Here is a 25,908-nt window from a genome sequence, read left to right as displayed (position 1 = left end):
ACAGGTTATTCCGGCCGCCGCCAAGGCAGACACGAGGCATACCCAGGCGGTCCGGTGCCGTCGTTCGTTGCCTAGTAGAGCGCGAGCATCGCCGCCGCGACCTCGCCGGCGGCCGCATCGGGGATCGCCGTCGCGGCGCGTTCGAGCACGAGCAGCCGCGCACCGGGGATCTCGCGCGCGAGCGCTTCGCCGTTGCCGACAGGGAAGAACGGGTCGCGGCGACCGTGCACCACCAGCGCCGGGATCGCGAGCTCGGGCAGGCGCTCGCGCCAGCGCGGTGCGCAGTCGAGCTTGGCGAACACCATGCCAAGCTGGTTGGCCATCTGCACCGCGGGCTCCGTGCCCGGCGTGCGGTCCCACCGGCGCGCGGCGGCCGTGCGCGCGGCGGCGGGGTCGTCGCCGAGGATCTCCGCTCCTTCGGCGGCAAACTCCGCTACCGCGGCCCGGTCGGACCAGTCGGGCATCGAGCGGGAGAACAGCCGGCCCATCGTCGCCGCGTCATGGTCGGGCAGGTCGTCGTCGACCGGGCCTGGAGCGACGGGCCGCGTTCCGGCCAGGGTGAGCGCCGAGAACGAGTCCGAGTAGTCGAGCGCGGCGACCTGGGCGACCATCCCGCCGACGCCGATGCCCGCCAGGTGCGCCGGCCGGTCGTCGAGTTCGCGGGCAAGCCTCGCGGCGTCGGCTGCGAGATCGCGCAACGTGTAGGCAGGTGACTCGGGGTCGACAGTGGTGGACGCGCCGCAATCGCGCAGGTCGTACCGCACGACGTGGCGCCCGCCGCGCGCGAGTGCCTCGCAGAGCGCGTCGGGCCAGGAGAGAATGGTCGTGCCGCCCGCGAGCAGAACCAGCGGCGCCGTCGCGTCGCCGAAGTGCTCGACCCCGAGTGTGACGCCGCCAGAGGTGCGGAACGAGTGGACGGTCGGATGCATCGGTGAACCTCCAGGGCTGCGGGTCGTTGACTCTCAGAGATCGACGGCCGGCGGGGAGGAAACTCATCTGGTGACTCGGCCGATGAGTTTCGGGTGGTGCGCAGGTCTGCCGAGGCGAGCGAAAGGACAGCGAGCATGGCCGACAATCAGGCGAGCGGCGGAACGAGACCGTTTCGATTCGGGGTCGTCGCCCCCCTCAGAACTGATCTGCCGGCGTGGCGAGACCAGGTGCGCCTTATCGCCGACTGCGGTTTCTCGACACTTCTGATGCCAGACGTTCAGCAGTGGCAGCCGGCGCCCGGACCCACGTTGGCTGTCGCGGCGACTCTCGCCGACCTGCGGGTGGGCACGTGGGTATATGCCGCTCCGCTGCGGATGCCATGGAGTATGTCGTGGGAGGCGCACTCACTGTCGGTGCTCACCGAGGGTCGCTTCGAGATGGGCATCGGCACCGGGAGACCAGGGATCGAGGACGAACTGCGCGAGCTGGGCCTGCCGGTGGAGACACCGGGCGAGCGGTTGTCGCAGGTGCGCGACACCGTCACCGCGCTCAGGGAACTCGATGGCCCGGACCTTTACACGCCCGTGGTGATGGCCGTGCGTGGCCCGAAGGCCCTGGCACTGGCGGCCGACCTGGCCGACACGGTCACGTTCGCCGCGTGGCCGGGGGACACCCGGGCCACGACGATGCGGCTGGCGGCCGACTTCCGCGCGGTCCGGGACGTCGAACTCGCGCTGCACGTGCCGGTGGTTGGCGACGCCGTCGCCCCGTTCATGACACCCCCCGACACGGACCCGGCCGCGCTACGCGCGGCGGACTCGCTTCTGATACTCCCGAGCGATCCGGCGGCGGCCACCGAGGAGATCTTGCGGCGGCGGGAGGACGGCGGCTTCTCCTACTTCGTTGTCGGCGCCAACGCCGTTGACGCGCTCGCTCCCGTCGTCGCTGAGCTGACCGGACATTGACTGTGCGACTCCGGTCCCAAGGTCGGTAAATGCGTTGATCCGCGGCTGGAACGCGGCCTACTGTCGGCCCATGGCGATCGCGGTTCGACTGGTCACCAGCGACGGGGACTATACCGCGTGGCGGCAGGTGCGCCTGGCGGTGGTGCCTCGCGAGCGGGCAGACTCTGCCGAGTCCCTGCGCGCGCAGGCCGGCCCGCAGCTGCAGTTCCTGCTCGCCGAGGCGGACGGCGTGCTGGCAGGCTCGGGAGTCGTCGGCAAGTCAGACCTGGCCGACCGGGGCGCGGTCTCGGCCCGGGTGCTGCCGGACTGGCGACGCAGGGGCATCGGCACGGCGATCTTGCGAGAGCTGGCCGAGCGGGCGGCCGGTATGGGGTTCGCCGTGGTGGGCAGCAACGTGGAAGACGCCGGCTCTGTCCGCTTCGCCGAGCGGTACGGCTTCCGCGAGGTGGACCGGCAGGTCGAGCAGGTCCGCGTGATCGGCGGCGAGCCGGTCCCGCAGGTGCCGGAGGGCGTGGTGATCGTCCCGGTGAGCAGCCGGCCCGGGCTATGGCGCGCGGCATACCAGGCCGTGGGCGTGCAGGCGTTCAAGGACATGGCCACGCTCTCGCCGCTGGATATCAGCCTGGAGCAGTGGGAAAGGGAGTGGATCACCGACCCGGACGCCATGTTCGTAGCCCTGGCCAAGGGCGAGGTGATCGGCTGTGCGGGACTGCTGCCCGACACCGACGACCCGGGGCGGGCCGAGCATGCGGTCACCGTCGTGCGCCGTGACTGGCGCCGCCGCGGCGTAGCAGTTGCGCTCAAGCAGACCTGCCTGGTCTGGGCGGCTTCCCACGAGCTGCGCGAGGTCTACACCTGGACCCAGCGCGGCAACGACGGCATGCGAGCCCTGAACACGCGCCTGGGCTTCTCCACCCGCACCGAAAGCCTCACCATGCAGGCCGGCCTGCCCCTGACAGGCTTGCCCTGACCGCTACGACCTGGTAGTTCAGTCTGTTCCGTGAAGCGTCCGAGGCAGCCCGAACCGTGGTATCAGGCTCGCGTCGAAGCCGGTGACCACGGTGATGCGGTAACCGACGATCGTAACGACGAGCAGTGAATATCCCCGGTAGACACCCGTGTGCGGATCGGCCATGTACATGCCGAACGTCGGCTGGCCGTTCGCGCGAGTCGGCACCACCCGGTACGACCGGCCGGGCCGGAAGGTGACTGTCGTGAAGATGCGACGTGCCACGTCGACTCCCCGGTACTCGACCATGGCAGGCGGCATGGAGAGCCGGACATCCGCCACGAGCAGTCCTACCAGCGCCTCGAGGTCGGCCCGTTCGATCGCGTCGGTCAACCGGGCCACGAGCCGATGTTCGGCCGCGGTGTCCGGCTGATACGCGGGCCTGCCGCTCCCCGACTCCGCTAGGTAATTGTCGACCGTGGCCCGCGCTCGCTTGAGTGCGCTGTGCACCGATTCCTGGGTGGCATCGAGCATCTGAGCTGCCTCGCCCGCGCGGTAGCCAAGAACGTCGCGCAGCACAAGTACGGCGCGCTGCCGCGGCGGCAGTAGTTGCAGGGCGGTGATGAACGCGAGCGAGATCGCCTCCGTGGTCTCGTAGCGGGCCTCTGGACCGGGCGCCTGGTCGACGAGCTTGTCAAGCAGCACGTCCGGATATGGTTCCAGCCACGGCGGAACGTCGCTGACGCCGGTCGGCTCGGGCAGCGACACGTCGGGGAGCGAGGTCGCGCTGCGTGGCCGTCGACTGTCCGCGCGTAGCATGCTCAAGCACCGGTTGGTCGCGATCTGATACAGCCAGGTCCGCAGCGAGGACCGCTGCCCGAAGTCGCCCAGGCTACGCCAGGCGGACACGAGGGTCTCCTGGAGCGCGTCCTCGGCGTCCTGCACTGACCCGAGGATGCGGTAGCAATGCACCTGCAACTCGTGAGAGTGCACTTCGACCAGTTCGCGAAACGCGTCGTGGTCGCCGGCGACGGCCCTGGCGATCAGGTCCGAGGTCTCCATGCATCCTCGCATTTCTTCTTTCCACTGGGTGCTTGGCTTTCTTACCCATACCGACGCCGCCGGCCCGCGAATTGGGCGGTGTCCGCGCGCCCAATTCATGGCCGCGCGGGCGCCTACCCGGTTAGCGGCGGCCTCAGTCCGGGGCGCGCCCCGGATACAGAACAGGACCACAGATCATGGCCAAGTACGTTTTCTCCTTCCGCGTGCCCGCCGACTACGCGCCCCATGCCGGGACGGCGGCCGAGTGGCAGGCCTGGTTCGGCGGGCTGGGCTCGGCCCTGGTGGACGTCGGCAACGCGGTGACCGATTACGCGTCGCTCGGCGAGGTCGGCGGCAGCGGCTCCCGGATGGTCGCCTACTCGGTGGTGTCCGCCGCGGACATGGACTCCGCGCTGGCGCTGGCCAAGGACTGCCCGGTGATGCGGGTCGGCGGCGGGGTCGAGGTCGGCCCTGTGATAGAAGCCGCCGCGTCATGAGCGACGCCATGACCGCATCGACGGCGCCGCCGGAGGGGTCGTTCCTGGCGACCGGGCGCGGCAAGGTCACGCTGGCGCTGCTGTGCGCGGTGACGTTCCTGGACGTCGTGGACGGCTCGATCGTGAACGTCGCGCTGCCGACCATCCGTACGCATCTGGGGTTCTCGGTGCAGAACCTGCAGTGGGTGGTCAGCGGCTATCTGATCACCTACGGCGGGTTCCTGCTGCTGGGCGGTCGGGCCGGGGACCTGCTGGGCCGGCGGCGGCTGCTGATCGCCGGGACCGCGCTGTTCGCGGCCTCCTCGCTGGCCTGCGGGCTGGCCGACAGCCAGGGGCTGCTGGTCGGCGCCCGGCTCGCCCAGGGGTTCGGGGCGGCGATGATGTCCCCGGCCGCGCTGTCCATCCTGACCACCACCTTCCAGCACTCCGACCGGCACAAGGCGCTGGGCGTGTGGGCCGGGATTAGCGGACTGGCCGCGGCGGTGGGGGTGTTCTTCGGCGGGCTGCTCACCCAGGACTTCGGCTGGCGGTGGGTGTTCTTCGTGAACCTCCCGATGTGTGCGCTGGTGCTGTTCGGAGCGTTCCGGATCCTGCAGGACGACCACGGCCGGTCCGTGCCGGGCGGGTTCGACGCCCTGGGCGCGGTGCTGGTCACCGGTAGCATGCTGCTGCTGATCTTCACGTTGGTGAAGGCGCCGGACGAGGGCTGGGATGCGGGCCGCACCATCGGCGGGCTGGCCGCCTCGGCGGTGCTGATGGCCGCGTTCGTGGTCAATGAGCAGCGGCGCGCCCATCCGCTGATCCCGGTGTCGATCTTCCGGATCAAGGGCCTGGCCGCGGCCGATGCCACCCAGGTGATCGCTTGGGCCGGGTTCTACTCGATGTTCTTCTTCGTCACGCTGTATATGCAGAACGTCCTGGGCTACTCCCAGCTGCGGACCGGGGTCTCGTATCTGCCGGTGACCGTCGGCATCGGGTTCGGCTCCACCGTGGCAACGAAGATGTTCGTCAGGACCGGCACCCGCCCGATCATCGTCTCCGGCGCGCTGCTCGCCGCCGGCGGCATCTGGTGGCTGTCCCGCATCCCGGTGGATGGCACCTATCTCGGCAACCTGCTCGCCCCGCTGGTGGTCATGGCGGCCGGGCTGGGGCTGCTGTATGCCGGTGTGCAAACGGCCGCGAACGCGGGCGTGCCGAAGGATCAAGCCGGATTGGCCGCGGCCCTGATCACCGCCTCTTTCCAGCTGGGGTCAGCGCTCGGCCTGGCGGTGTTCAGCGGGATCGCGACCAGCCGCACCAGCCACCTGCTGGCCGCCCGCACCCCGCCCCCGGAGGCACTCACCGCCGGATTCCAGCGGGCCCTGCTCGTCAGCGCCCTCTGCCTCGTGGCAGCCGGAGCCATCGCGCTGCGCGCCTCCAACACCCGCGGCGAACCCGCCGCCACACCAGAAACCCAACAACACCTGGAACCCTCCTACGACTCCGCATAACACGACACAACAAAATCGCCGGGTGTGCGGCGCTGACGGGCGACCCCGAAAGCGCCGCACGCTTCGCGCGGTCTACCAGTTCACACCCGCAGGCTCTTGGCGGTCAGGCAGCAGCGCGACTTGCCAGTCGTCTCGGTAGACCACCGCGGACCTGGGCGGATTCTTGCGCCGGATGACGCGGAAGGCGCGGCCGCTGGCCCGCGCCCCGGCCGCCACGCGCAGGCCGTAAGCACGCCATCCGCGCTCTGTGAACCAGAAGCGCACTCGGGGGTTAGACAGCATGGGCATCGGCAGGTCGCCCCATGCATCATCCGCGACTCCCGCGGTGTATGCACCCATCAGCCGGCCTGGGCCCAGTGAGATCTCCAAGGCGCCGGAGTCCTCCGACCAGACCCACATGCTCGACTCTCCGACCACGCGATAAATCAACTGATCACTCCGGCCGTCTTCTCTGTGAGTGATCGCCCGCCGTCGGCCGCATCGCACGGCCCTATGCAAGTCAGGCATACGACTATACGTTTACGGCGGCGGGGACGCGACCTGACGCGCAGCCGCTCGCGCCGTACCAAGCTTCTTCGACCGAGGAGATCCTTCGTGACGAGACCGACGGCGATGGACGAGTATTTCGTACATCAGATCCCCGAGCTCCTTCCGAACGTCGCCGTGCATCACCGCCATTGGCGTGAAAGCTACTTCTACGAGCTGCACGCCCCGTCGGGTGACGGCGACGCGGTCTTCTTCACGATGGCTCACTACCCCGCCCAGGAGCGGGTGGACTCACTGCAGATGGGACGGGTCGCAGGCCGGCAGCTGCTCGTGATGAAAGGCCGGCCCTACGGTGATGACCCCCAGACGGCGATGGTTCCCGGCGCTCGTGTCGACGTCGTGACCCCGATGCGTGAGGTACGGCTTTGGGCCGAGCCGTCAGATGGCGGGATCGGCTTGGACCTGACATGGCGGGCCAGAACTCAGCCCTACGGGCTGCGCCGGGGCACCATGCGGGCTGGTGGCGAGCTGGTGTGGGATCAGTCCCACGTCTTCCAGTCCGGCATCTACACCGGCGCCTACACGGTCGACGGCACCGGCTATGAGGTCGACGGCTGGATCGGCCAGCGCGACCACTCATGGGGCATCCGCGACCACGGGCGCTGCCCCCTGTGGTTGTGGTGGCAGATCCAGCTCGACGACGGGTTCCTCGGCGTCTGGCACTGGGAGCTCCCAAATGGCGCGATCGTGTACTGCGACGGCTGCTGGGCCGGCGCTGACATGTCCGAGCCGGTGCCCGTCGTCGGCTTCCGTTACGACGCCCGCTGGATCGGAACCGATGGCCAGCCGGCTGCCTACGGTGAGCACGGCGACGGTGTCACTGGCCTCATCGCGTCCGCCACGTTCACTCTCGCCGACCGGAGAGTCATCGAAGTCGACGCGCAGGGCACTATGGCCCGCGGCTACGAGCCGTTCCATCGCGGAGGGCTCAACCTGATGCGAGTGAGTACGAGCGACGGACGGCGGGGCACCGCCATCTACGAGATCACCGGCGCCCGCCACCACTGCTTCTTCCCCGATGCGGTGGTCGAGGGGACACTGCCGGCATGACCGCCGTCCGCTGGCACGCTGACCGGTGCGCCGGCCGCCCGCACTGCCGGGGAGCCTTACCGATGCCATCAAGGCCGCCTCTTATCGCTGACCCGGACCGCGTGACGCCCGAGTGGCTCACCCACGTGCTGCGGCATGCGGGCGCCATCGGCGCGGCCACGAGAGTCTCTTCGTTTGGGGCGTCGCCGATTGGCACCGGCCAGGTCGGCGCCAATGTGCGGTACGCGCTCAGCTACGACCGCGCCGGGCCCAAGGCTCCGGCGACGGTGGTGTGCAAGTTCTCCTCGCGTGACGAGGCGAGCAAGGCCGCAGGTGTGGCGGCGCTCACCTACGAGACCGAGGTCGCCTTCTACCGGGATCTGGCCCGCACGGTCGACATCAGCCGCCCGCATTGCCACTTCGCCGAGGTCCGGTCTGGTACCGCCGACGTCGTGCTGGTCATGGAGGACATAGCGCCTGCGGAGCAGGGTGACCAGATCGCCGGCTGCACGGTGCGGCAGGCCAGTCTCGCCGTTGAGGAAGCGGCCCGGCTGCACGGGCCACGCTGGGGCGACCCGACCCTGGAGGAGTTGCCCTGGCTCGATCGCGGCGATACTTCCGCGGCCATAGCCGCGATGCTCGGCGTCATCTGGGAGCCGTTCGTCGAGCGCTACCGCGCCGCGCTCAACCCGGTCACGCTCGAGGCCGGTCCTCAGGTCGCCGCGCTCGTGCCGGAGCTGCTCGCGAGCGGGTCGGGACCGCGCACACCGGTGCACAGCGACTACCGGCTCGACAACATGCTTTTCGCCGCCGGCACAGTGGACCGGCCGCTGACCGTAGTCGACTGGCAGACCGTGCGGCTCGGCGTCGGTCCCAGCGACGTCGCCTACTTCCTCGGCAGCGCATTCGAGCCCGAGCGGCGCCGTTCGTGTGAACGCGCCCTCCTCGCCCGCTATCACCGGCTGCTCGTCGAGGACTACGGCGTCGGCGGCTACCCGTTCGATCGCTGCTGGCGCGACTACGTGCGGTCGAGCTACGGCAGCCTGCTCATGGCCGTCTTCGCGTCCATGATGGTCGGGCGCACCGATCGCGGCGACGCCATGTTCATGGCGATGGCCAACCGCTCCGCGCAGATGGCCGCCGACCTCGACGCACCGGCAGCCCTTAAGAGAGACTGAAACCAGAGCTCGGGCGCATCGCTAACTCGTGCGCACCCCATCGCAGGCGCTTCCCCTTGCCGTCGCATCTCCAGCACTCGCCCCAGCGTCCCTTGCTGCTTCCCAGGCTGTTCCCTTTACGCCCCCGGCACCAGCGGCACGGCGCGTATGGCCACAAGCGCAGCGAGAGCCTCCACCACCCGTAGGCAGCGACGACGACGGCGAGGATCACGTAGTAGCCCATGGGTTAGCTCCGAATCGGATCGGGTTACTTTTCTAACGGCATCGCTTTCCTTGTTCACTTGGCGCCCGGTCTGCGGAAGTTTGCCCTGGTTAGCGGGTTACGTCACCCCTTTCGCATACCCTCGCTGATACAGTGTTCCGCGCTGCGGGGCACCTCACTCACCCCGCGCGACTCCGGTGACGCAATCGATCATCAATGCCGGTTATCGGGTGAGTTCGCGGTTCTTGCGGGTCTTCATCATGAGACAACCATCGAGGCCGCGCGTCCCGCGCCGGCAGAGCCGTTGTAATCAGCCGCGCAGGCGAAAGTACTCAGGCCCGCGATCCGGGACCCGCACAGCGCGACAGGCTAGCCGGACCGGACCGGGAGGTCGAGGTGGGAGTCGCCGCCAAGGCTCAGGGTGAAGGTCTCCTCCGCCGGGCCGTACCTGGTGAAGCAGGACGCATCGTGCCCGGTGATGGCGACCCTGACCCGGTGTCCGGCCGGGACGACGGCGGAGACGGGCAGCAGTGGCACGGCCAGGTCCATGGGAGTCCCCGGAACCACCGGAAGGGCGTCCGGCCGGGCGAAGGTCCGCGGTACCCCCAGGCGCGCCGGTTCAGCAGCGCCGGCTGCCCTGCGATGCAGGAAGCGCAGGCAGCCCTCGGTCAGGTAGCTGACGTCGGCATCGGGACCAACGGCTTCGAGGTAGACGTAGACCGCGCCGTCGGTGCCGGAGGTGGCCAGGCGCACCGTCACCACCGGGAACCCGAGAACATGGACATCGGCTGGCAGTGGCCCGCTGGTGAAGGTGAGCAGCGAGTCATCGGCATCCCGGCGGCCGGGATAGCCGGGCGCCTTGTCCAGGTCGATGGCCAGCCATCTGTTCGTGGCCCCGGTGGACGCCGTGACGTCGGCGCGGTGGGTCACGGTCGCGGCCGGGCCCGCCTCCCGCGTCAGGCCGGCCATCGGGCCGAGGTACCACCGCTGCGTTCCGGTATCCGCGGGCGGCCAGCGGGTGACGGTATGCCATTCGCCTATGCCGAGAGTCCCGAACGTAAGCGTGCTTCCCCCCGCCACCTCACGGTCTCTCTCCAGGTACCTGGCGAGGAACTCCACGAGGCGTCTGTCCTGGCTCGCGATGCTCAGCGGATCGTGCTCCGCGGTAAAAGACGGTCGCAGGGTGTCGGCCAAGCTGCCGCCACCGTGCCCCCAGGGCCCGATCTCGACCTGCTGATGGCCGGCCCGGGCCGCGAACCGCGCGAGCGCCCCCGCGGCGAAGCCGCCGTCGAGCCAGCCCGCGCGCACCAGCATCGGGACGCCACGGAATGCGGCGGCTGCCCCGGAAGCGGGCGCGGCGGCCTCCCAGTCAAGCCCGGTGACCCGGTCGTCGCGGAACGGCACCCGGCCCATCAGCGCGTGCACATCGGTGTTCGCCTGATGCTCACCGATGGCGGCGTCCAGCAGGGCCCGCCCGTCCGGCCCGTCCACCGGCTTCACCGGCGACGGCAGCGCGATCGTCTCCGCCGGCTGCCCGGTGAGCGCCGCGAGGCGGTCAAGCGCGCCGGCGATGCCGTCCTTGAGCTGGCTTTCATACATCCACCGTGCGTACCGGCCGCCGGTGCCGCAGCCGCCCGGGTAGAACAGCTCGCGGTAGGGGTCATACGGGCTGAACAGCGCCGCCACCGCGACCAAGTGGGCATTGCCGAGCCCGGCGATCAGTTCGGCCGCCTGGCCTTCGTAGGAGGTGCCGTAGACGCCAACCCGGCCGTTCGACCACGGCTGTGCGGCCACCCAGTCGATCAGCTCGCCGTAGTCCTTGATCTCGCGCTCGCTCAGTTCGCCCGCGCGCGTGCCGAACGACGCCCCGGTGCCGCGGGCGTCCACCACGACCAGCGCGAATCCCGCCCGGTTGAACAGGTCCCCGGCCGCCGCGTTGGTGTCCGCCGCCGGCTCGGGTCCCTGCGGCGCCTCGGCGCGGTGATAGCGGGTGACCCGCATGACCGTGCCGACCGCGCCGCCCGCCGCGGTGCGCTCCACGGGCAGCCAGACATCCACGGCAAGCCGGACCCCGTCGGCTGCTGGCACGTACACCGACTGGAGCCGACGCGACACGTCGATCATCACGTCACGAATTGTCTCGCCTCGCCAGTGAGTTCCTGCCGTCCGGTGACGATCTGGGGATTGTCCGATCGTCATCTTGGCGCAGCTGTCGCGATCGGCGCGACACTGGGATGGGAGGCAACGACGATGCGTTACACACTGCTGATGCACTACCGGGAAGCCGGTGCGGGAGAGATCAGCGAGCAGGCGCTCGCGGAGGCCAGGGAGGCATTCGGCGCCTACGGCCAGGCGCTGGAGTCCGCCGGGGTGCTGCTGTCGGCCGACGTGCTCCAGCCGACGACGGCGACGACGACCGTGACCCGCAGGGACGGGGGCTTGCGGGTGCAGGACGGGCCGTTCGCCGAGACGAAGGAGGCGCTGGCCGGGATCTTCCTGCTCGACGTGCCCGATCTCGACGCGGCCATCGGCTGGGCCGAGAAGTGCCCGGGCGCCCAGTGGGGCGTGATCGAGGTACGCCCGTCCGCGACCGCCTTCGTCGACGGCGCGTGGACACGCTGACGGTCGGCGGGGGAGAGTTGCGAGCCGGCCCTGGCCACGGTGAGCCAGGGCCGGCGGCCCGCTCCGCGGAGGCGGCGGCCAGGGACAGCTACGGTCGGCTGCTCGCCCTGCTCGCGTCCTCCGCCAGTGACCTCGCCGCCGCGGAGGACGCGCTTGGCGACGCGTTCGAGCGGGCCCTGCGCACGTGGCAGTCGCAGGGGGTGCCGGACAACCCCGACGCCTGGCTGCTGACTGTCGCCCGCAACCGGCTGCGCGACCAGTGGAAGTCCGCGCAGGCGCAGCGTTCCGTGCCACTCGACGCCGGGAACGCGCTGGCGCACATCGCTGACATCGACGTCGACGCCATCCCTGACCGGCGGCTTGAGTTGATGCTCGTGTGCGCGCACCCGGCGATCGGACCCGCGGTGCGCACGCCGCTGATGCTCAACACAGTGCTCGGCTTCACCGCCGAGCAGGTCGGGCGGGCGTTCTCGGTGCCGACCACGACGATGGCGACGCGCCTGGTCCGGGCGAAGAAGCGCATCAAGGCGGCCGGCATTGCCTTCCGCATTCCGGACCGGACCGACCTCCCGGCGCGGATGACCTCGGTCCTCGAGGCGGTCTACGGCGCTTATGTCATCGACTGGGCGACCGGGCCGGAAGACCGGAGGCTGCCCTCGGAGGCGCTGCACCTGGCCGAGGTGCTCACCGACCTGGTTCCCGACGATCCGGAAGCCCACGGGCTAGCGGCCCTGGTCGAGCTCTCAGCGGCCCGCGCGCCGGCGCGGCTTGACACGGACGGGCGTTTCGTCCCGCTCGCCGACCAGGATCCCGCGCTGTGGAACCCGCGGCTGATCAGTCGGGGCCGCGAACACCTGCGGGCCGCGCACGCGCGAGGACAACTGGGGCGGTTCCAGCTGGAGGCCGCGATCCAGGCCGTGCACTGCGCCAGGCAGCAGGGCGGCACGACGGACTGGCCGACGCTGCTCACCCTGCACCGCCTGCTCCGCGCGGTCGCGCCGTCCCTCGGCAGCAGTGTCGCACTCGCCGCTGTCACCGCCGAAGTCGACGGGCCCGCGGCGGGACTGGCCGCGCTCGACGCGCTGCTTGAGGAGCCAGGCCAGGACGCCCGCCTCTTCCAGCCGGCCAGAGCCACCCGCGCGCACCTGCTTGACCGGCTCGGACGCGCACAAGAGTCCGCCGACGCCTACGAGAGCGCGCTCAGCCTGACTCACGACACCGCCGAACGCGAGTACCTGCAACACCGTCGCGACCGCGTCAGGAACGGTATTACGGGGTAACCAGCGCGCTACGCCAGCGTGGTGAGGTAGTCCTCGAGCCGGTCCCAGGCCACCTGGCCGCCGTCGTCGGCGTGCACTCCATCGGGCTTGACCCGCTTCATCGAGTCGCGAGTCGCCTGGTCCTTGAAGGCGAGGCGGTCGGTCATCGTGGTCACGCCGTCCTCCTCGCGCAGTTCCACCGTCTCCATGGCCTCGGCCTCCGGCCTTCCGTCGAACACCCAGGTGCCCTCCAGCCGGACGGGCCGTTCGATCTCGGGCGAACGGCACGAGGCCGCAGCCCGGCTACCTGGACTGCCGCGGGTAATATTTTCGGCTGTGACGGAGATTGAGGTGCGCGACGCGGTCGCGGCTGACCTGCCGCAGATCGCCGCCGTGGCGCTGGCTACGGGGCAGGACGAGGAATGGGGCGGGGCCGATCCCGCCTACATGACGCATCTGCTCGCGCAGGGCAACGTGGTTGTCGGGGTGCTTGACGGTTCGGTCGTCGGCTTCGGCGCCACCCGTCAGATCGGCAGCGGACCCGCCGCGGTCAGCATGCTCTGCGACCTGTTCGTCAGCCCGCGGCTGCACGGCGCCGGCTGCGGCCGGGCGCTGCTGGCCCGGCTGTGGCCCGGTGACGGGCGCCGGATGACCTTCAGCAGCCTGCACAGGAACGCGCTTCCGCTGTATACCGGCTTCGGTCTTGATGCCTGGTGGCCCCTGCTGTACCTGCGCGGCCGGGTGGATGCCATCGCGGCGCCGGCGGGCTGGGCGGCCGAGGCGGCGGACGCCGCCGAGGTGGCCGCGCTTGAACTGGCCTGGACCGGCGCCGACCGGTCCGCCGATCATCACGCGTGGGCGGCGCGACCTGGCGGAACCAGCCTGCTTGCCCGGCACGACGGTCAGCTGCTCGCGGCCGCGACGGCAGGCGGCGCGGGCAGCGGGTACGGACTGACCCACCTGGCGCTCGCCCCGTCGGCGGGCAGCGCCGACGCGGCCGCCGCCGTGCTCGCGGTGCTGGCCGCCCTGGAGCCGGCGGACGGCCAGGCGCTTGCCTGCGTGCCGGCGCCGCACCCGGCGGTCAGGGCGCTTCTCGGTACCGGGTGGCGGATCGATGAATACGACATCTTCATGGCGACCGACCCGGACCTGATCGACCCGTACCGGGCGGTGCCGTCCCCGGCGCTCGCCTGAAACCTTCGCCCGTCGGGCGGCGTGGCTGGAATAGGGCTGGCCGGTCTCGCGTTCCTTCCTTCGTGTCGGTGCGTTAGTGTCCCCCGGGCTCAACCCACTGCCTTCATGGAATACCGTCCGGCTGGAGCCATGTTGCGCCTTTCGCCGTGAGGCGACCATCGCACCGGCCACGGCACGCCCTCGTGAGCACGCGCTCTCGGGGGCGCTGTCATGTCCGGCCACCGGTTCCGAGGCAGACTGGCAGGATGGGCAGACCGGAAGCAGAGGTCAGGTTCACCGCCGAGCTGCGGATGTTCCTGGCGCCGCGGCACCGGGCCGGGCGGGTCACGGTGGCCTGTGACGGCCTCTCGTCGCTCGGGCATGTGGTGGAGTCGCTCGGCGTGCCGCTGCCGGAGACCGGCGTGCTGACCGTCAACGGCCAGCAGGCCGTCGCTTCGTACCGGCTGGCCGCCGAAGACGTTGCCGGGATCGAGGCCGTCCGCCGGCCGCAGCCGCTGCCGTCGCCGCGGTTCGTCCTCGACGTTCACCTTGGCACGCTGGCCCGCTGGCTGCGGCTGGCGGGGGTGGATACCGCGTACGCCAACGACGCCGACGACGACGCGCTGATCGAGCAGGCGAACGCGACCGGCCGGGTACTGCTGACCCGCGACCGTGGCCTGCTCTGCCGTCGCCTGCTGTGGCTCGGGGCCTACGTACGCGGCGACCTCCCCGACGAACAGCTGCGCGACGTGCTGAACCGGTTCGCGCCGCCGCTCGCGCCGTGGACGCGGTGCACCGCCTGCAACGGCCGCCTGGCACCGGCCAGCAAGGCCGATGTCGAGCCGCTGCTCGAGGCGGGGACGCGGCGCACGTATCAGGCCTTCTCCCGTTGCCTGAGCTGCGGCCGGGTGTACTGGCGGGGCGCGCACAGCCAGCGGCTGCAGCAGGTCGTCGATTCCGCGCTCGCCGCGGTCGCCGCGTCACGGGACAACCTCAGTCGGGAAAGGCCTGCCTGAGGCGCACCGCGATCAGCTTCTCGACGAGGGGCGCGGGCAGCCCGCGGTCGATGTCGAAGTGCAGAGAGCCGGATGTGGTCGTGTACCCGGCCAGCTCGTCCTTGAGCTGGGGGAAGACCGAACCGCTGTGCGGCAGGTAGCTCAGGTGGTTCTTGAACGCCGCGAACCCGGCGATCACCTTTCCCCGGACCTTGAACGCTGGAAGGTTGTAGGCGATCCCCTGTTCGGCTTCTGGCAGGACGGTGAGGATCGTCTCGCGCAGCTGGGCCAGCGTCGCGCGCTTCGGCTCCTCCAGGCCATCCAGGTACTGGTCGATCTCCTGAGCGGACATGGCCCCATTGTGTCAGGGCAGGTGCGCGCGGAGCCGTAACCGGCCGGTGCCGCCGTCGATCAGTTCGCGGATGATGTCCGCGTGCCCGGCGTGCCTCGCGGTCTCCTCGAGCAGGTGCAGCAGGACCCAGCGCAGGCTCACCGGCGGATCGGCGTCGGGCCGCCGGCACAGCTCGTCGAGGCCGGCGCCGGAGAATGCCACGGCGTCCACCCGCTGCCACACCTGCCGGTAGGCATCGACCGCGGCCGTCAGTGTCGCGGCCGGCGTCTCGCCGGAAGGCGGCGCGGGGTCGTGCCCAGCGAACCGGCGCAGCACCCAGGTGACCTCCGCGTCGGCCATGTGCCCGATCAGCCACAGCAGGCTGGTGCCGCTGCCCACCGGCGACCAGCGCGCCGAGTCCTCATCGAGGCCCGCCACCTTGCGCACCAGCGATTCCCGCTGGTACTGCAGCAAGGCGCGCACGGTCTCCGCTTCGCCGCGGGCAAGCCGCGGCGGCTTCTGATCGGCCATGACCAAAAGCTAGCGGGACAGGAATGATGGTGCCATGGCCAGACTCCTGGATATCGTCTCAACCGCGTCCACCTGGATGTGAGCTGCGACTCGGTCCGGGCCGAAATGGAACGCCTGGCGGGATTTGGCGCGAGCCTCGTCGCCAGGTACGACGACCATGTGCTGCTCCACGACCCGGAAGGCAACGAGTTCTGCGTGTTCGGGCCCTGGTAAGGCGGAAGAAACCATGACGGGCGGGCCAGTGAAATCACTGGCCCGCCCGTAATTCGCCCCTCATGGCTGACGGTGCCATCCCCTCCGGTGTCACCGTCAGGTCGAACTCGACCAGGAGGTCGAAGTTGACCGTGCCGACCTGCCGCATCCCGGTGATCATCACCGGACAGCGGATCGCAGTTCCGCCGGCCCCGGTGGCGGCGTAGGCGGCCGCGTTCGCCGCCTGAGTCTGCGCCGCCATCACGTCGTTGACGGCGGCCATCCGCACCAACTCCTGTCCTCAGTCGTCTTGATGCCGCACGTCAGCCCAGGCCCCCAGCTGGCGATCCGGCGACAACACAGCGCGACAACAATGGCGCAGCCGCTCTTGCTGTCCTCTTAACGCCGGCTGAACGGCCTGTTCAGGCGCAGGACCGATGGCCGTAACCCTGGCCGCGATATCTGGTCAAGACCGGACGTTTGCGGACTAACCCGGATACGGTGAGGACGTCGTTTCCTGACGGCAAGCACCAGGGCCAGGCAGACCCCGCTGGCCCAGCTGGAGAGTGACATCAGTGACCGCCGACGAGGAACAGCCACTGCGGGTGGCCGTGCTCGGGCCGGTGCGTGCCTGGCGGGGGGACACGGAGCTTGAGCTCGGGGCGCCACAGCGGCGGGCGGTGCTCGGACTGCTCGCGGTCCGTGCCAACCAGGTGGTGGCGCGGGACGAGCTGATCGACGGGATCTGGGGCGAGGACCTGCCCGCCCAGTCGGTGAACGCGTTGCACGTCCACGTGGCCAGGCTCCGGGCGGTGCTCGAACCCGGGCGGGAGCGGCGGGCGCCGAGCAGAACGCTGCTTGCCACGCAGGCGGGGTACCAGCTCACGCTGGCGTCGGGGCAGCTCGACACGGAGGTATTCGCGGAGCGGCTTGCCGCGGCGCGTGCGTCGCTGGCGGCGGGCGACCTGGCGGGCGCGGCCGGGCAGTTCGACGTGGCGCTGCGGCTGTGGCAGGGGACCGCGCTGGCCGGCATTCCCGGCCCGCTGGCCGAGATCGTCCGCACCAGGCTCAGCGAGCAGCGGCTTGCCGCGGCCGAAGAGCATGTCGACGTGATCCTCGCGCTCGGCCGCCACTCCGAGGCCGTGCAGCGGCTGGTCGAACTGGTCGCCGGGCATCCGCTGCGGGAGCGGTTCCGCGCCCAGCTGATGCTCGCGCTGTACCTGAGCGGCAGGCAGGCCGAGGCGCTCGCGGCGTTCGCCGACGCCCGCCGCGTGCTGGCCGGCGAGCTCGGCATCGAGCCAGGCACGGAGCTGCGGCAGCTGCACGCGCGGATCCTCGCCGCCGATCCCGCCCTTGACGTCGCGCCGGATCACGAGAAACAGCAGACGGCACAGGACGGCGCGGCTGAGCACGCCCAGCCGCCCGGGGGACGGCCGCCCGCGGAACTGCCGCCGGGGGAGCGGCCGCGGCCCGCGCCCGCCCAGCTGCCCGCGGACGTGGCCGCGTTCACCGGGCGCGCCGCGGAGCTCGCCGCGCTTGACCTGCCGGCCACGCCGTCACCCGCCGTGGCGATCACCGTCGTGTCCGGCACGGCCGGAGTGGGGAAGACCGCACTCGCCGTGCGCTGGGCGCGGCAGGCGGCGGGCTTGTTCCCCGACGGTCAGCTGTACGTGAACCTGCGCGGCTACGACCCCGGTCAGCCGGTGCCGCCGGCCGACGCGCTCGCCGGCTTTCTGCGGGCGCTCGGCATGGCCGGGCAGCAGATCCCGCCCGGTGACGACGAGCGCGCCGCCGCCTACCGCAGCCTCCTCGACGGGCGGCGGATGCTCGTGCTGCTCGACAATGCCGCGAGCGTGGAGCAGGTCCGTCCGCTGCTGCCCGGCTGCCCGTCCTGCCTCGTGCTCGTGACGAGCCGCGACTCGCTCGCCGGACTCGTCGCCCGGCATGGCGCGCGCCGGATCGACCTGGACATCCTGCCGCAGTCGGACGCGCTGGGACTGCTGCGCGCGCTGATCGGGAACCGCGTCGACGTGGAGCCCGATGCCGCGGCGGCCCTGGCGGCGCAGTGCGCGCGGCTGCCGCTCGCGCTGCGGGTGGCCGCGGAACTCGCCGTGGACAGCCAGCAAAGCAGCCTGGCCGAACTGGCGGGCGAACTCGCCGATGAGCAGCGGCGGCTCGACCTGCTCGATGCCGGGGGCGACGCCCGCACCGCGATCGGCGGCGTGTTCTCCTGGTCCTACCGGCACCTGCCGGCCGGCGCCGCCCGCACGTTCCGGCTGGCCGGCCTGCATCCCGGATCCGACTTCGACCCGAGCGCGGTCGCCGCGCTCACAGGGGTGTCCGCCACCCACGCCCGCGACCACCTCGTCCTGCTCGCCAGGGCGCACCTGATCCATCCGGTCGGCGCGGGCAGGTACGGCATGCACGACCTGCTGCGCGCCTACGCCTGCCGCCTCGCCGCCGAGCAGGACAGCGAGCAGGGCGACGCCCCGCACGAGGCGCTGATCAGACTGTACGACTACTACCTCGGCGCGGCGGCGGGCGCGATGGACGTCCTGGTCCCCGCGGAGAAGCACTACCGCCCGCCCGCGCCCGACCGCGCGCCCGGCACGGCGGTTCCCCGGCCGGCCGGCACCGCCGAAGCCCGCGCCTGGCTGGACGCCGAGCGGGCCACCCTGGTCGCGGTGGCCGCGCACGCGGCGACCCGCGGCGCTCCGTCGTACAGCACCCGGCTGTCCGCCACCTTGTACCGCTACCTCGAGACGGGCGGGCACTACGCCGACGCCGTCACCGTGCACGGCCACGCCAGCCGGGCTGCGCGGCTGGCGGATGACCGCGCCGCGGAGGCCACCGCTCTGATCAACCTCGGCATTATCAGCTGGCGGCAGGGACGCTATCCGGAGGCGATCGGCTATCAGCGGCAAGCCATGGCGGTGGCAGCGGCAACGGGTGACCGCGCCGCCGAGGCCGTCGCGCTCGGCAACCTCGGCATCGTCTACGAACGGCAGGGCCGCTACGACGAGGCGAGCGACTGCCAGCGGCAGGCGCTCGCGCTGACCCGCGAGGCGGGCGACACGACAGGCGAGGCCCGCGCGATCGCCAATCTCGGTTCGATCGCCATCCGGCTTGCGGACTACGGGCACGCCGTCGGCTGGTACCAGCAGGCCCTGGCGCGCTTCCGGGATGGCGGCGACAGCAACGGTTTGGCAAGCGCACTGCCCGACCTTGGCATCGCCTACCTGCGGCTGGGCCAGGTTGAGCAGGCCATCGACTGCTTCAAGCAGGCGCTTGCCCTGTTCCGCGAGATCGGTGACAGGACCGGTGAGGCCGAGGCGCTCAACGGCGTCGGTGAAATCATGATGGCCGCGAGCCGTCCGCAGGAGGCCCGCGCCGGCCACGCCGCCGCGCTGACCCTGGCCAGCCAGACCGGAGACGCCTACGAGCAGGCCCGCGCGCACGCCGGCCTCGGCGCCGCGCTAACCGCCTGCGGCGACGTCACCGTCGGGAAACGTCACCTGGTGCGCGCGCTCGAGGTCTACGCCGAAATCGGCGCACCCGAGTCCGAGGCCATCCGCGGCAGGCTCGCCGCGCTGGAGCGCGGGCAAGCGCACGATCCTGGAGACCTCGTGCCGCGCTGAATGTCCCTGGCCTGGGTAGGGAAGCCACGGAATCGTTCGGCCATGCCAAGGTCTGGCTCTTGCGCGCGGCATGTGATACTGAGTATCGTTTAATGAGATCGAGTTCCATAGGTGGTGGTTCTTCCGTGGACGACGTGGTTCGCAGCGAATCCGGCGTGCCGCTCAAGGCTGTCTACGACGCAGCCGAACTGGCAGGCTTCGACCCGGATACCGCGCTCGGCGAACCGGGCACGTTCCCGTTCACCAGGGGCGTCTATCCGTCGATGTACACGGGGCGCCCGTGGACGATGCGGCAGTACGCCGGCTTCGGCACCGCCAAGGAGTCCAACGCCCGCTACCACGAGCTCGTCGCCAACGGCACCGGCGGGCTCAGCGTCGCGTTCGACCTGCCCACGCAGATGGGCTATGACTCCGACGAGGCGATCGCGCGCGGCGAGGTCGGGAAGGTCGGCGTGGCCATCGACTCGCTCGATGACATGCGGGTGCTGTTCGACGGCCTGCCACTCGGCGAGATCTCCACGTCGATGACGATCAACGCGCCCGCGGCCACCCTGCTGCTGCTCTACCAGCTGGTGGGGGAGGACCAGGGCATCCCGGGAAGCAAGCTGACGGGGACGATCCAGAACGACGTGCTCAAGGAGTACATCGCCCGCGGCACCTACATCTACCCGCCGAAGGCCTCGCTGCGGCTGATCAGCGACATCTTCGCGTACTGCCAGCGGGAGATTCCGCGGTGGAACACCATCTCCATCTCCGGCTATCACATGGCCGAGGCCGGCGCCACGCCCGCCCAGGAGATCGCGTTCACTCTCGCCAACGCCAAGGAGTACGTGCGGGCCGCGATCGCCGCGGGCCTCGACGTCGATGTTTTCGCGCCCCGGCTGTCGTTCTTCTTCGTCGCGCGGACCACCCTGCTCGAGGAGATCGCCAAGTTCCGCGCCGCGCGCCGCATCTGGGCGCACATCATGCGGGACGAGTTCGGCGCGAAGAACCCCAAGTCGCAGATGCTGCGGTTCCACACGCAGACCGCAGGGGTGCAGCTCACCGCGCAGCAGCCCGAGGTCAACCTGGTCCGCGTCGCCATTCAGGGGCTCGCCGCCGTGCTCGGCGGCACCCAGTCGCTGCACACCAACTCCTTCGACGAGGCCATCGCGCTGCCCACGGAGAAGGCCGCGCGGCTCGCGCTGCGCACCCAGCAGGTCATCGCCTACGAGACCGACGTCACCAAGATCATCGACCCGTTCGCCGGCTCTTACGCCATCGAGACGATGACCGACGAGCTCGAGGCCGCGGCGCTCGGCCTGATCCAGGCGGTCGAGGACAGGGGCGGCGCGGTCGCCGCGATCGAGCAGGGCTTCCAGAAGAACGAGATCGAGGCGTCCGCGTACCGCGTCGCCCAGGAGATCGACGACAAGACCAGGACCGTCGTCGGGGTCAACAAGTACCTGGTCGCCGACGAGGAGCCCTACGAGCCGCTGCGCGTCGACCCGCAGATCGAGGCCGACCAGCGGGAACGCCTCGCCGTGCTCCGCCGCGAACGCGACAACGCCGCCGTTACCCGCGCGCTCGACGAGCTCCGTACGACCGCCGACGGCACCGGCAACGTCCTGCCGCCCATGCGCGAGGCGCTGAAGCTGCGGGCCACCGGCGGAGAGGTCGCCCACGCCCTGCGCGACGTCTGGGGCACCTACCAGCCCCAGGACCGTTTCTGAATCTGCACAACACCCCGGAGAAGGGTTGGTTTTATCCGTTATGAATATCGTCGTCTGCGTGAAGCAGGTGCCTGACACGGCGGTTGAGCGCAGGCTCACGCCGGAGGGCACGCTGGACCGTGCCTCGCTCGACGGGCTGATCAATGAGCTTGACGAGTACGCGATCGAGGAGGGGCTGAAGATCGCGGAGGCGCACGGCGGTGAGGTGACGATCTTGTCGATGGGGCCGGACAAGGCGGCGGAGTCGGTCCGGAAGGCTTTGTCGATGGGCGCGGACAAGGCCGTCCACGTGCTGGACGCCGGCCTGGCCGGGTCGGATGCGCTCGCGACGTCGCTTGCGCTCGCCGCGGCGCTCACGGTGACCGGGTTCGACCTGGTGATCTTCGGGTCGGAGTCGACGGACGCGCGGACCGGGATGGTGCCCGCGATGGTGGCCGAGCGGCTGGGGGTGCCGCAGCTGACGCTGGCGTCGAAGGTGGACGTTGACGGGACCTCGGTGTCCATTCGCAGGGTGAGCGATGACGGGTACGCGGTGGTGAGCGGGCAGCTGCCGGCCGTCGTCTCGGTGGTGGAGAAGATCAACGAGCCCCGGTACCCGACGTTCAAGGGGATCATGGCGGCGAAGAAGAAGCCGGTGCAGGTCCTGTCCCTGGCCGAGCTGTCCGTCGACGCCGGTTCGGTGGGGCTGGCGGGTGCGGCGACGTGGGTGAATGACTTCGCCGCCCGCCCGCCGCGCACTGCAGGCGTGATCGTGAAGGACGAGGGTGACGGCGGCGGCAAGGCGGCCGGGTTCCTCGCCGGGCGGAAGTTCATCTGAGAAGGGGACTGGAGCAAATGGCTGAGGTACTGGTCCTCGCGGAGCACACCGCGGACGGCGAGGTCAAGAAGGTCACCCTGGAACTGCTGACCGCCGCCAGGCGGCTCGGCGCGCCCGCCGTGGTGTGGACGGGGCCCGGCGCGCAGGCCGCGGCGGGGCGGCTCGGGGAGTACGGCGCGGAGAAGGTCTACGCCGCCGACTCGGCCGACTTCACGTCGTACGTGGTAGCGCCGGCGGCGGAGCTGCTGGCGCAGCTGGTCGCTTCGGTGTCGCCGGCGGCGGTGCTGGTCGCCGGGACGACCGAGGGCAAGGAGATCGCCGGGCGGCTGGCGGTCAAGACAGGCTCGGGGGTGCTCAGCGACGCGGTCAACGTCACCGCCGGCGACGGCGGGCCGGTGGCGGAGCAGCCGAACTTCGGCGGGTCGATCACCGTGCACTCCACCGTGAAGGCGGGCACCCCGATCATCGCGGTCCGCCCGAACGCGATCAGCCCCGAGGCATCGGCCGGCGCGGCCGCGGTGGAGGCGGTCTCCTTCGCGGCCTCGGACGCGGCCAAGACCGCGGTCATCAGCGAGCGGGTCGTGGCGGAGAAGGGCGAGCGGCCGGAACTGACCGAGGCGCAGGTCGTGGTCTCCGGCGGGCGCGGCACCGGGTCGGCCGACGGGTTCGCCATCATCGAGAAGCTCGCCGACAGCCTCGGCGCCGCCGTGGGTGCCTCTCGCGCGGTGACCGACGCGGGCTGGTACCCGCACCAGTTCCAGGTCGGGCAGACCGGCAAGACCGTCTCCCCGCAGCTGTACGTCGCGGTCGGCATCTCCGGCGCGATCCAGCACCGGGCCGGCATGCAGACGTCCAAGACGATCATGGCGATCAACAAGGACCCCGAAGCGCCGATCTTCGAGATCGCCGACTACGGCATCGTCGGCGACCTGTTCACCGTCGTCCCCCAGCTCATCGACGAAATCCAAAAGCACAAGGGCTAGCTTGTTCTTCACCCGCCGGGGACCCGGCGGGTGAAGATCAACTATTCCTACGGGTGCCCAGTCGAACAGCCCGGTCTGGTAGGCGAGGACCGCTCAGATTCTCGCCGGCGGGCAGGGCGGCGGCCTCGACGTCGGCGTGACTGCGGGCGCACTCAACGGCCTGCACTGCGACGCGATCGCCCTCGGGCGGCACCGCGCCGACGCCGCGCACGCCCGCGTCGGCGACCGGGTGGCGGTCACGCTGGGCGACGGCACGCAAACTCGAGCCACCGTGGTGGCGGTCTACACCCGGGATGTGGCCGGTCGCCTGCGGGCGCTGGTTCAGCGGTACCCCGGACTCCAGCTGAGCGACAGCGCCTCGCTCGTCACCGCGAACGCCGTCAACGACGAGCTGAACAACTGGCTCGGGCCGTTCTTCGTCGCCATGATCTTCACCTTCACGTCGATCGCGGTTCTCAACACGCTGATCATGATCGCGCTGCGGCGCCGTCGCGAGCTGGCGCTGCTGCGGCTCACTGGCGCCATCTTCAGTCGGTTGATCTTCAGTCGGTGATGTCGCAGATCGCGGCGCCGCTGGTAAGCGTGGCGCCGGCGGCGGCGGTCAGCTTGGTGACGGTGCCGGCCTTGTGCGCGTTCACCGGCTGCTCCATCTTCATCGCCTCGAGCACGAGGATCAGGTCACCAGCGTTGACCTGATCTCCCTCAGAGACGGCGACCTTGATGACGGTGCCCTGCATCGGCGCGGTCAGCGTGTCCCCGGACGCGGTCCCGTGCTGACCAGACCCCCGGGAAGAACGCCTCGACTGCCCGCTGCGCGCCGCACCCCGCCCCCCAGCGGCGCCAGCGCCAGAAAGACCGGGCACCGGGGCCGCGAACGCCAGCGACTCCGGCAGCGTCACCTCGAGGCGCTTGCCGTCCACCTCCACGACGACGCTCTGCCGCCCGGCAGACCCGGCAGGCTCGCCCGCCTCGTCGGGGCTCCACGCCATCAGGTCGTTGTTGAACTCGGTCTCGATCCACCGGGTGTGCACGCTGAACGGTCCCGGCAGGCCGTGCGTCTCCGGTGCGAAGGCGGGGTCGGCGACGACCGCCCGGTGGAACGGCAGCGCGGTCGCCAGGCCGCCGGCCTCGAACTCGGCGAGTGCCCGGGCGGCGCGCTGCAGCGCCTGCTGGCGGGTGGCCCCGGTGACGATCAGCTTGGCGAGCAGCGAGTCCCAGGCGGGGCCGATCACCGAGCCCGCCCGCACGCCCGCGTCCACCCGGACACCCGGACCGGTGGGCGGCTGCCAGACGGTGACGGTGCCGGGACCGGGCAGGAAGCCGCGGCCGGGGTCCTCGGCGTTGATGCGGAACTCGAAGGAGTGGCCGCGCAGCGGCGGGTCGTCGTAACCGAGCGGCTCGCCCTCGGCGATGCGGAACATCTCCCGCACCAGGTCGATGCCGCTGACTTCCTCGGTGACCGGGTGCTCGACCTGCAGCCTGGTGTTGACCTCGAGGAAGGAGACGGTGCCGTCCTGGCCGACGAGGAACTCGCACGTCCCCGCGCCCACATAGCCGGCCTCGCGCAGGATCGCCTTGGACGCCGCGCGCAGCACCTGCTCCTGCTCGGCGGTCAGGTACGGCGCCGGGGCCTCCTCGACAAGCTTCTGGTGGCGCCGCTGCAGCGAGCAGTCCCTGGTGGACACGACCACGACGGCGCCGTGCGCGTCGGCAAGGCACTGCGTCTCCACGTGCCGAGGCCGGTCGAGGTAGCGCTCGACGAAGCACTCGCCGCGGCCGAACGCGCCGACCGCCTCGCGGACCGCCGACTCGTACAGCTCGGGGATCTCCTCGAGCGTGCGTGCGACCTTGAGGCCGCGGCCGCCGCCGCCGAACGCCGCCTTGATCGCGACGGGCAGGCCATGTTCCTCGGCGAAGGCGACCACCTCGGCCGCGCCGGAGACCGGATCGGCGGTGCCGGCCACCAGCGGGGCGCCTGCCCGCTGGGCGATCTTCCGCGCGGCCACCTTGTCACCGAGGTCGCGGATCGCCGAAGGCGGCGGGCCGATCCAGGTCAGCCCGGCGTCGATGACGGCCTGGGCGAAGTCGGCGTTCTCCGACAGGAAGCCGTAGCCGGGGTGGATGGCGTCGGCGCCGGACTTGGCGGCCGCCGCGAGGATCTTGCCGATGTCCAGGTAGCTGGTGGCGGGGGTGTCGCCGCCGAGCGCGTACGCCTCGTCCGCGGCGTGCACGTGCGGCGCGTCCAGGTCCGGTTCCGCGTACACCGCGACGCTGCCGATCCCGGCGTCCCTGCAGGCCCGGGCGACCCGCACCCCGATCTCGCCCCTGTTGGCGATAAGCACCTTGGCCAGGGTCATGCCCGCTCCGTTCCAGCTGCCTGCTCAATGAGCTCAATGATTGACTTTAGATCCGCGCCTGGTGTGAACACGGCGTGCACCCCCATGTCGCGAAGTACGGGGATGTCCGCGGCCGGGATGATGCCGCCGACGATAACCTGCACGTCGCCCGCTCCTTGCTGCTTCAGCAGGCTGAGCACGTCCTGGGTCGCCGTCAGATGCGCGCCGGACAGCACGGAGAGACCGATGACCGAGGCGTCCTCCTGGATGGCGGTGGCGACGATCTGCGCCGGGGACTGGTGCAGCCCGGTGTAGATGACCTCGTGCCCGGCGTCGCGCAGCGCGCGCGCCACCACCTTGGCGCCGCGGTCATGACCGTCAAGACCTGGCTTGGCGATCACCACCCGGACGCGGGCACGCGGGACGGCCGAAGGCACCGCCGACAGCGCGGCGGATGGCGGCGGGGAGCTGCTCAGCGTGGTCATGATCCTC

The 25,908-nt window shown here is 70.8% G+C and carries 25 protein-coding genes and 1 pseudogene; 16 read left to right on the top strand and 10 right to left on the bottom strand.

Annotated features, from left to right (window positions below; genetic code table 11):
• Positions 1–71: 71 nt before the first annotated feature.
• Positions 72–929 carry an alpha/beta fold hydrolase gene (locus tag EAS64_RS13985; protein ID WP_145853317.1) on the bottom strand — a complete coding sequence of 286 codons (858 nt, stop codon included), beginning with the start codon at positions 927–929 and terminating at the stop codon, positions 72–74.
• A 135-nt stretch (positions 930–1,064) separates the two neighbouring features.
• On the opposite strand from EAS64_RS13985, the gene EAS64_RS13980 reads away from it, so the two are divergent.
• Together EAS64_RS13980 and EAS64_RS13975 are read left to right on the top strand one after the other, a co-directional pair.
• On the top strand, positions 1,065–1,895 hold the full coding sequence (locus EAS64_RS13980; RefSeq protein ID WP_145853316.1) for an LLM class flavin-dependent oxidoreductase: 831 nt from the start codon (positions 1,065–1,067) through the stop codon (positions 1,893–1,895).
• Positions 1,896–1,965: 70 nt separating this feature from the next.
• Positions 1,966–2,865, top strand: a complete 900-nt coding sequence (locus tag EAS64_RS13975) for a GNAT family N-acetyltransferase (protein ID WP_145853315.1) — start codon at positions 1,966–1,968, stop codon at positions 2,863–2,865.
• An 18-nt stretch (positions 2,866–2,883) separates the two neighbouring features.
• On the opposite strand, the gene EAS64_RS13970 is transcribed toward EAS64_RS13975, so the two are convergent.
• On the bottom strand, positions 2,884–3,906 hold the full coding sequence (locus EAS64_RS13970) for a sigma-70 family RNA polymerase sigma factor (RefSeq protein ID WP_222849291.1): 1,023 nt from the start codon (positions 3,904–3,906) through the stop codon (positions 2,884–2,886).
• 176 nt (positions 3,907–4,082) lie between these two features.
• Here EAS64_RS13970 and EAS64_RS13965 point away from each other — a divergent pair, with 176 nt between their 5' ends.
• Both EAS64_RS13965 and EAS64_RS13960 read left to right on the top strand, forming a co-directional pair.
• The gene (locus EAS64_RS13965) at positions 4,083–4,382 is read left to right on the top strand and encodes a hypothetical protein (RefSeq protein ID WP_145853313.1); all 300 of its coding nucleotides are present in this window, start codon (positions 4,083–4,085) and stop codon (positions 4,380–4,382) included.
• Positions 4,383–4,390: 8 nt separating this feature from the next.
• Positions 4,391–5,872: an MFS transporter gene (locus tag EAS64_RS13960; protein ID WP_222849290.1), complete on the top strand. Its 1,482-nt coding sequence runs from the start codon at positions 4,391–4,393 to the stop codon at positions 5,870–5,872.
• Positions 5,873–5,944: 72 nt separating this feature from the next.
• Here the strand turns inward: EAS64_RS13960 and EAS64_RS13955 are convergent, their stop codons facing one another.
• Complete coding sequence (locus EAS64_RS13955) at positions 5,945–6,271, bottom strand: hypothetical protein (RefSeq protein WP_145853311.1); 327 nt, start codon at positions 6,269–6,271, stop codon at positions 5,945–5,947.
• A gap of 195 nt (positions 6,272–6,466) precedes the next feature.
• Between EAS64_RS13955 and EAS64_RS13950 the strand changes: the two genes are divergently transcribed.
• Entirely contained in the window at positions 6,467–7,468 is a 1,002-nt protein-coding gene (locus tag EAS64_RS13950) for an Rv3169 family protein (RefSeq protein ID WP_145853310.1), read from the top strand.
• A 101-nt stretch (positions 7,469–7,569) separates the two neighbouring features.
• Entirely contained in the window at positions 7,570–8,625 is a 1,056-nt protein-coding gene (locus EAS64_RS13945) for an aminoglycoside phosphotransferase family protein (protein WP_187365905.1), read from the top strand.
• 571 nt (positions 8,626–9,196) lie between these two features.
• Here EAS64_RS13945 and EAS64_RS13940 read toward each other — a convergent pair.
• Positions 9,197–10,951, bottom strand: coding sequence for a CocE/NonD family hydrolase (locus tag EAS64_RS13940; RefSeq protein ID WP_246115692.1), 1,755 nt, complete (start codon positions 10,949–10,951; stop codon positions 9,197–9,199).
• Between the two features lie 126 nt (positions 10,952–11,077).
• On the opposite strand from EAS64_RS13940, the gene EAS64_RS13935 reads away from it, so the two are divergent.
• Positions 11,078–11,449 (top strand): YciI family protein, encoded by a 372-nt coding sequence (locus tag EAS64_RS13935; RefSeq protein WP_145853307.1) that lies wholly within the window; start codon positions 11,078–11,080, stop codon positions 11,447–11,449.
• The gene (locus EAS64_RS13930) at positions 11,437–12,729 is read left to right on the top strand and encodes an RNA polymerase sigma factor (RefSeq protein ID WP_222849289.1); all 1,293 of its coding nucleotides are present in this window, start codon (positions 11,437–11,439) and stop codon (positions 12,727–12,729) included. Before EAS64_RS13935 ends, EAS64_RS13930 begins: the two co-directional genes overlap by 13 nt.
• A gap of 8 nt (positions 12,730–12,737) precedes the next feature.
• Here EAS64_RS13930 and EAS64_RS13925 read toward each other — a convergent pair whose 3' ends face one another.
• Positions 12,738–13,034, bottom strand: a complete 297-nt coding sequence (locus tag EAS64_RS13925) for an SRPBCC domain-containing protein (RefSeq protein ID WP_281283264.1) — start codon at positions 13,032–13,034, stop codon at positions 12,738–12,740.
• A gap of 10 nt (positions 13,035–13,044) precedes the next feature.
• On the opposite strand from EAS64_RS13925, the gene EAS64_RS13920 reads away from it, so the two are divergent.
• Positions 13,045–13,902, top strand: coding sequence for a GNAT family N-acetyltransferase (locus tag EAS64_RS13920; protein WP_145853305.1), 858 nt, complete (start codon positions 13,045–13,047; stop codon positions 13,900–13,902).
• A 245-nt stretch (positions 13,903–14,147) separates the two neighbouring features.
• Positions 14,148–14,897, top strand: a complete 750-nt coding sequence (locus EAS64_RS13915; protein ID WP_145853304.1) for a Mut7-C RNAse domain-containing protein — start codon at positions 14,148–14,150, stop codon at positions 14,895–14,897.
• Here the strand turns inward: EAS64_RS13915 and EAS64_RS13910 are convergent.
• Together EAS64_RS13910 and EAS64_RS13905 are read right to left on the bottom strand one after the other, a co-directional pair.
• Positions 14,875–15,228, bottom strand: coding sequence for an iron chaperone (locus EAS64_RS13910; RefSeq protein ID WP_145853303.1), 354 nt, complete (start codon positions 15,226–15,228; stop codon positions 14,875–14,877). The genes EAS64_RS13915 and EAS64_RS13910 overlap by 23 nt on opposite strands.
• Positions 15,229–15,240: 12 nt before the next feature.
• Positions 15,241–15,738, bottom strand: coding sequence for a DinB family protein (locus EAS64_RS13905; RefSeq protein WP_145853302.1), 498 nt, complete (start codon positions 15,736–15,738; stop codon positions 15,241–15,243).
• A gap of 69 nt (positions 15,739–15,807) precedes the next feature.
• On the opposite strand from EAS64_RS13905, the pseudogene EAS64_RS43555 reads away from it, so the two are divergent.
• Positions 15,808–15,951, top strand: a pseudogene (locus tag EAS64_RS43555) (VOC family protein); the annotation flags it as partial.
• Between the two features lie 34 nt (positions 15,952–15,985).
• Here the strand turns inward: EAS64_RS43555 and EAS64_RS13900 are convergent.
• The gene (locus EAS64_RS13900; protein ID WP_145853301.1) at positions 15,986–16,213 is read right to left on the bottom strand and encodes a hypothetical protein; all 228 of its coding nucleotides are present in this window, start codon (positions 16,211–16,213) and stop codon (positions 15,986–15,988) included.
• A gap of 292 nt (positions 16,214–16,505) precedes the next feature.
• Between EAS64_RS13900 and EAS64_RS13895 the strand changes: the two genes are divergently transcribed.
• The 5 genes from EAS64_RS13895 to EAS64_RS13875 all read left to right on the top strand — a co-directional run bounded on the left by EAS64_RS13895 (position 16,506) and on the right by EAS64_RS13875 (position 23,633).
• The gene (locus tag EAS64_RS13895; RefSeq protein WP_222849288.1) at positions 16,506–19,568 is read left to right on the top strand and encodes an AfsR/SARP family transcriptional regulator; all 3,063 of its coding nucleotides are present in this window, start codon (positions 16,506–16,508) and stop codon (positions 19,566–19,568) included.
• Positions 19,569–19,693: 125 nt separating this feature from the next.
• Complete coding sequence (locus tag EAS64_RS13890) at positions 19,694–21,280, top strand: acyl-CoA mutase large subunit family protein (protein ID WP_222849287.1); 1,587 nt, start codon at positions 19,694–19,696, stop codon at positions 21,278–21,280.
• A gap of 40 nt (positions 21,281–21,320) precedes the next feature.
• Entirely contained in the window at positions 21,321–22,097 is a 777-nt protein-coding gene (locus tag EAS64_RS13885) for an electron transfer flavoprotein subunit beta/FixA family protein (protein WP_145853300.1), read from the top strand.
• 17 nt (positions 22,098–22,114) lie between these two features.
• The gene (locus EAS64_RS13880; protein ID WP_145853299.1) at positions 22,115–23,080 is read left to right on the top strand and encodes an electron transfer flavoprotein subunit alpha/FixB family protein; all 966 of its coding nucleotides are present in this window, start codon (positions 22,115–22,117) and stop codon (positions 23,078–23,080) included.
• A 136-nt stretch (positions 23,081–23,216) separates the two neighbouring features.
• Positions 23,217–23,633 (top strand): hypothetical protein, encoded by a 417-nt coding sequence (locus EAS64_RS13875; RefSeq protein WP_145853298.1) that lies wholly within the window; start codon positions 23,217–23,219, stop codon positions 23,631–23,633.
• Here the strand turns inward: EAS64_RS13875 and EAS64_RS13870 are convergent.
• Both EAS64_RS13870 and EAS64_RS13865 read right to left on the bottom strand, forming a co-directional pair.
• Positions 23,623–25,431, bottom strand: a complete 1,809-nt coding sequence (locus EAS64_RS13870) for an acetyl/propionyl/methylcrotonyl-CoA carboxylase subunit alpha (protein ID WP_145853584.1) — start codon at positions 25,429–25,431, stop codon at positions 23,623–23,625. The genes EAS64_RS13875 and EAS64_RS13870 overlap by 11 nt on opposite strands.
• Before the next feature lie 2 nt (positions 25,432–25,433).
• Positions 25,434–25,901, bottom strand: a complete 468-nt coding sequence (locus EAS64_RS13865; RefSeq protein ID WP_145853297.1) for a cobalamin B12-binding domain-containing protein — start codon at positions 25,899–25,901, stop codon at positions 25,434–25,436.
• Positions 25,902–25,908: the final 7 nt, after the last annotated feature.

Origin of the sequence: Trebonia kvetii, from assembly GCF_007827045.1 — a bacterium.
GTDB lineage: Bacteria > Actinomycetota > Actinomycetes > Streptosporangiales > Streptosporangiaceae > Trebonia > Trebonia kvetii.
The sequence above is the reverse complement of the archived record's forward strand: the minus strand, read 5'-3'. Positions and strand labels throughout refer to the sequence as shown.

Excerpts from the sequence above, each read along its gene's own strand:
- EAS64_RS13905 (WP_145853302.1), bottom strand. The coding sequence starts at position 15,738 with ATGGCCGATCAGAAGCCGCCGCGGCTTGCCCGCGGCGAAGCGGAGACC.
- EAS64_RS13915 (WP_145853304.1), top strand. The coding sequence starts at position 14,148 with ATGGGCAGACCGGAAGCAGAGGTCAGGTTCACCGCCGAGCTGCGGATG.
- EAS64_RS13880 (WP_145853299.1), top strand. The coding sequence starts at position 22,115 with ATGGCTGAGGTACTGGTCCTCGCGGAGCACACCGCGGACGGCGAGGTC.
- EAS64_RS13980 (WP_145853316.1), top strand. The coding sequence starts at position 1,065 with ATGGCCGACAATCAGGCGAGCGGCGGAACGAGACCGTTTCGATTCGGG.
- EAS64_RS13940 (WP_246115692.1), bottom strand. The coding sequence starts at position 10,951 with ATGATCGACGTGTCGCGTCGGCTCCAGTCGGTGTACGTGCCAGCAGCC.
- EAS64_RS13965 (WP_145853313.1), top strand. The coding sequence starts at position 4,083 with ATGGCCAAGTACGTTTTCTCCTTCCGCGTGCCCGCCGACTACGCGCCC.
- EAS64_RS13885 (WP_145853300.1), top strand. The coding sequence starts at position 21,321 with ATGAATATCGTCGTCTGCGTGAAGCAGGTGCCTGACACGGCGGTTGAG.
- EAS64_RS13960 (WP_222849290.1), top strand. The coding sequence starts at position 4,391 with ATGACCGCATCGACGGCGCCGCCGGAGGGGTCGTTCCTGGCGACCGGG.
- EAS64_RS13970 (WP_222849291.1), bottom strand. The coding sequence starts at position 3,906 with ATGGAGACCTCGGACCTGATCGCCAGGGCCGTCGCCGGCGACCACGAC.
- EAS64_RS13900 (WP_145853301.1), bottom strand. The coding sequence starts at position 16,213 with ATGGCCGCCGTCAACGACGTGATGGCGGCGCAGACTCAGGCGGCGAAC.
- EAS64_RS13975 (WP_145853315.1), top strand. The coding sequence starts at position 1,966 with ATGGCGATCGCGGTTCGACTGGTCACCAGCGACGGGGACTATACCGCG.
- EAS64_RS13910 (WP_145853303.1), bottom strand. The coding sequence starts at position 15,228 with ATGTCCGCTCAGGAGATCGACCAGTACCTGGATGGCCTGGAGGAGCCG.
- EAS64_RS13985 (WP_145853317.1), bottom strand. The coding sequence starts at position 929 with ATGCATCCGACCGTCCACTCGTTCCGCACCTCTGGCGGCGTCACACTC.
- EAS64_RS13955 (WP_145853311.1), bottom strand. The coding sequence starts at position 6,271 with ATGTGGGTCTGGTCGGAGGACTCCGGCGCCTTGGAGATCTCACTGGGC.
- EAS64_RS13865 (WP_145853297.1), bottom strand. The coding sequence starts at position 25,901 with ATGACCACGCTGAGCAGCTCCCCGCCGCCATCCGCCGCGCTGTCGGCG.
- EAS64_RS13935 (WP_145853307.1), top strand. The coding sequence starts at position 11,078 with ATGCGTTACACACTGCTGATGCACTACCGGGAAGCCGGTGCGGGAGAG.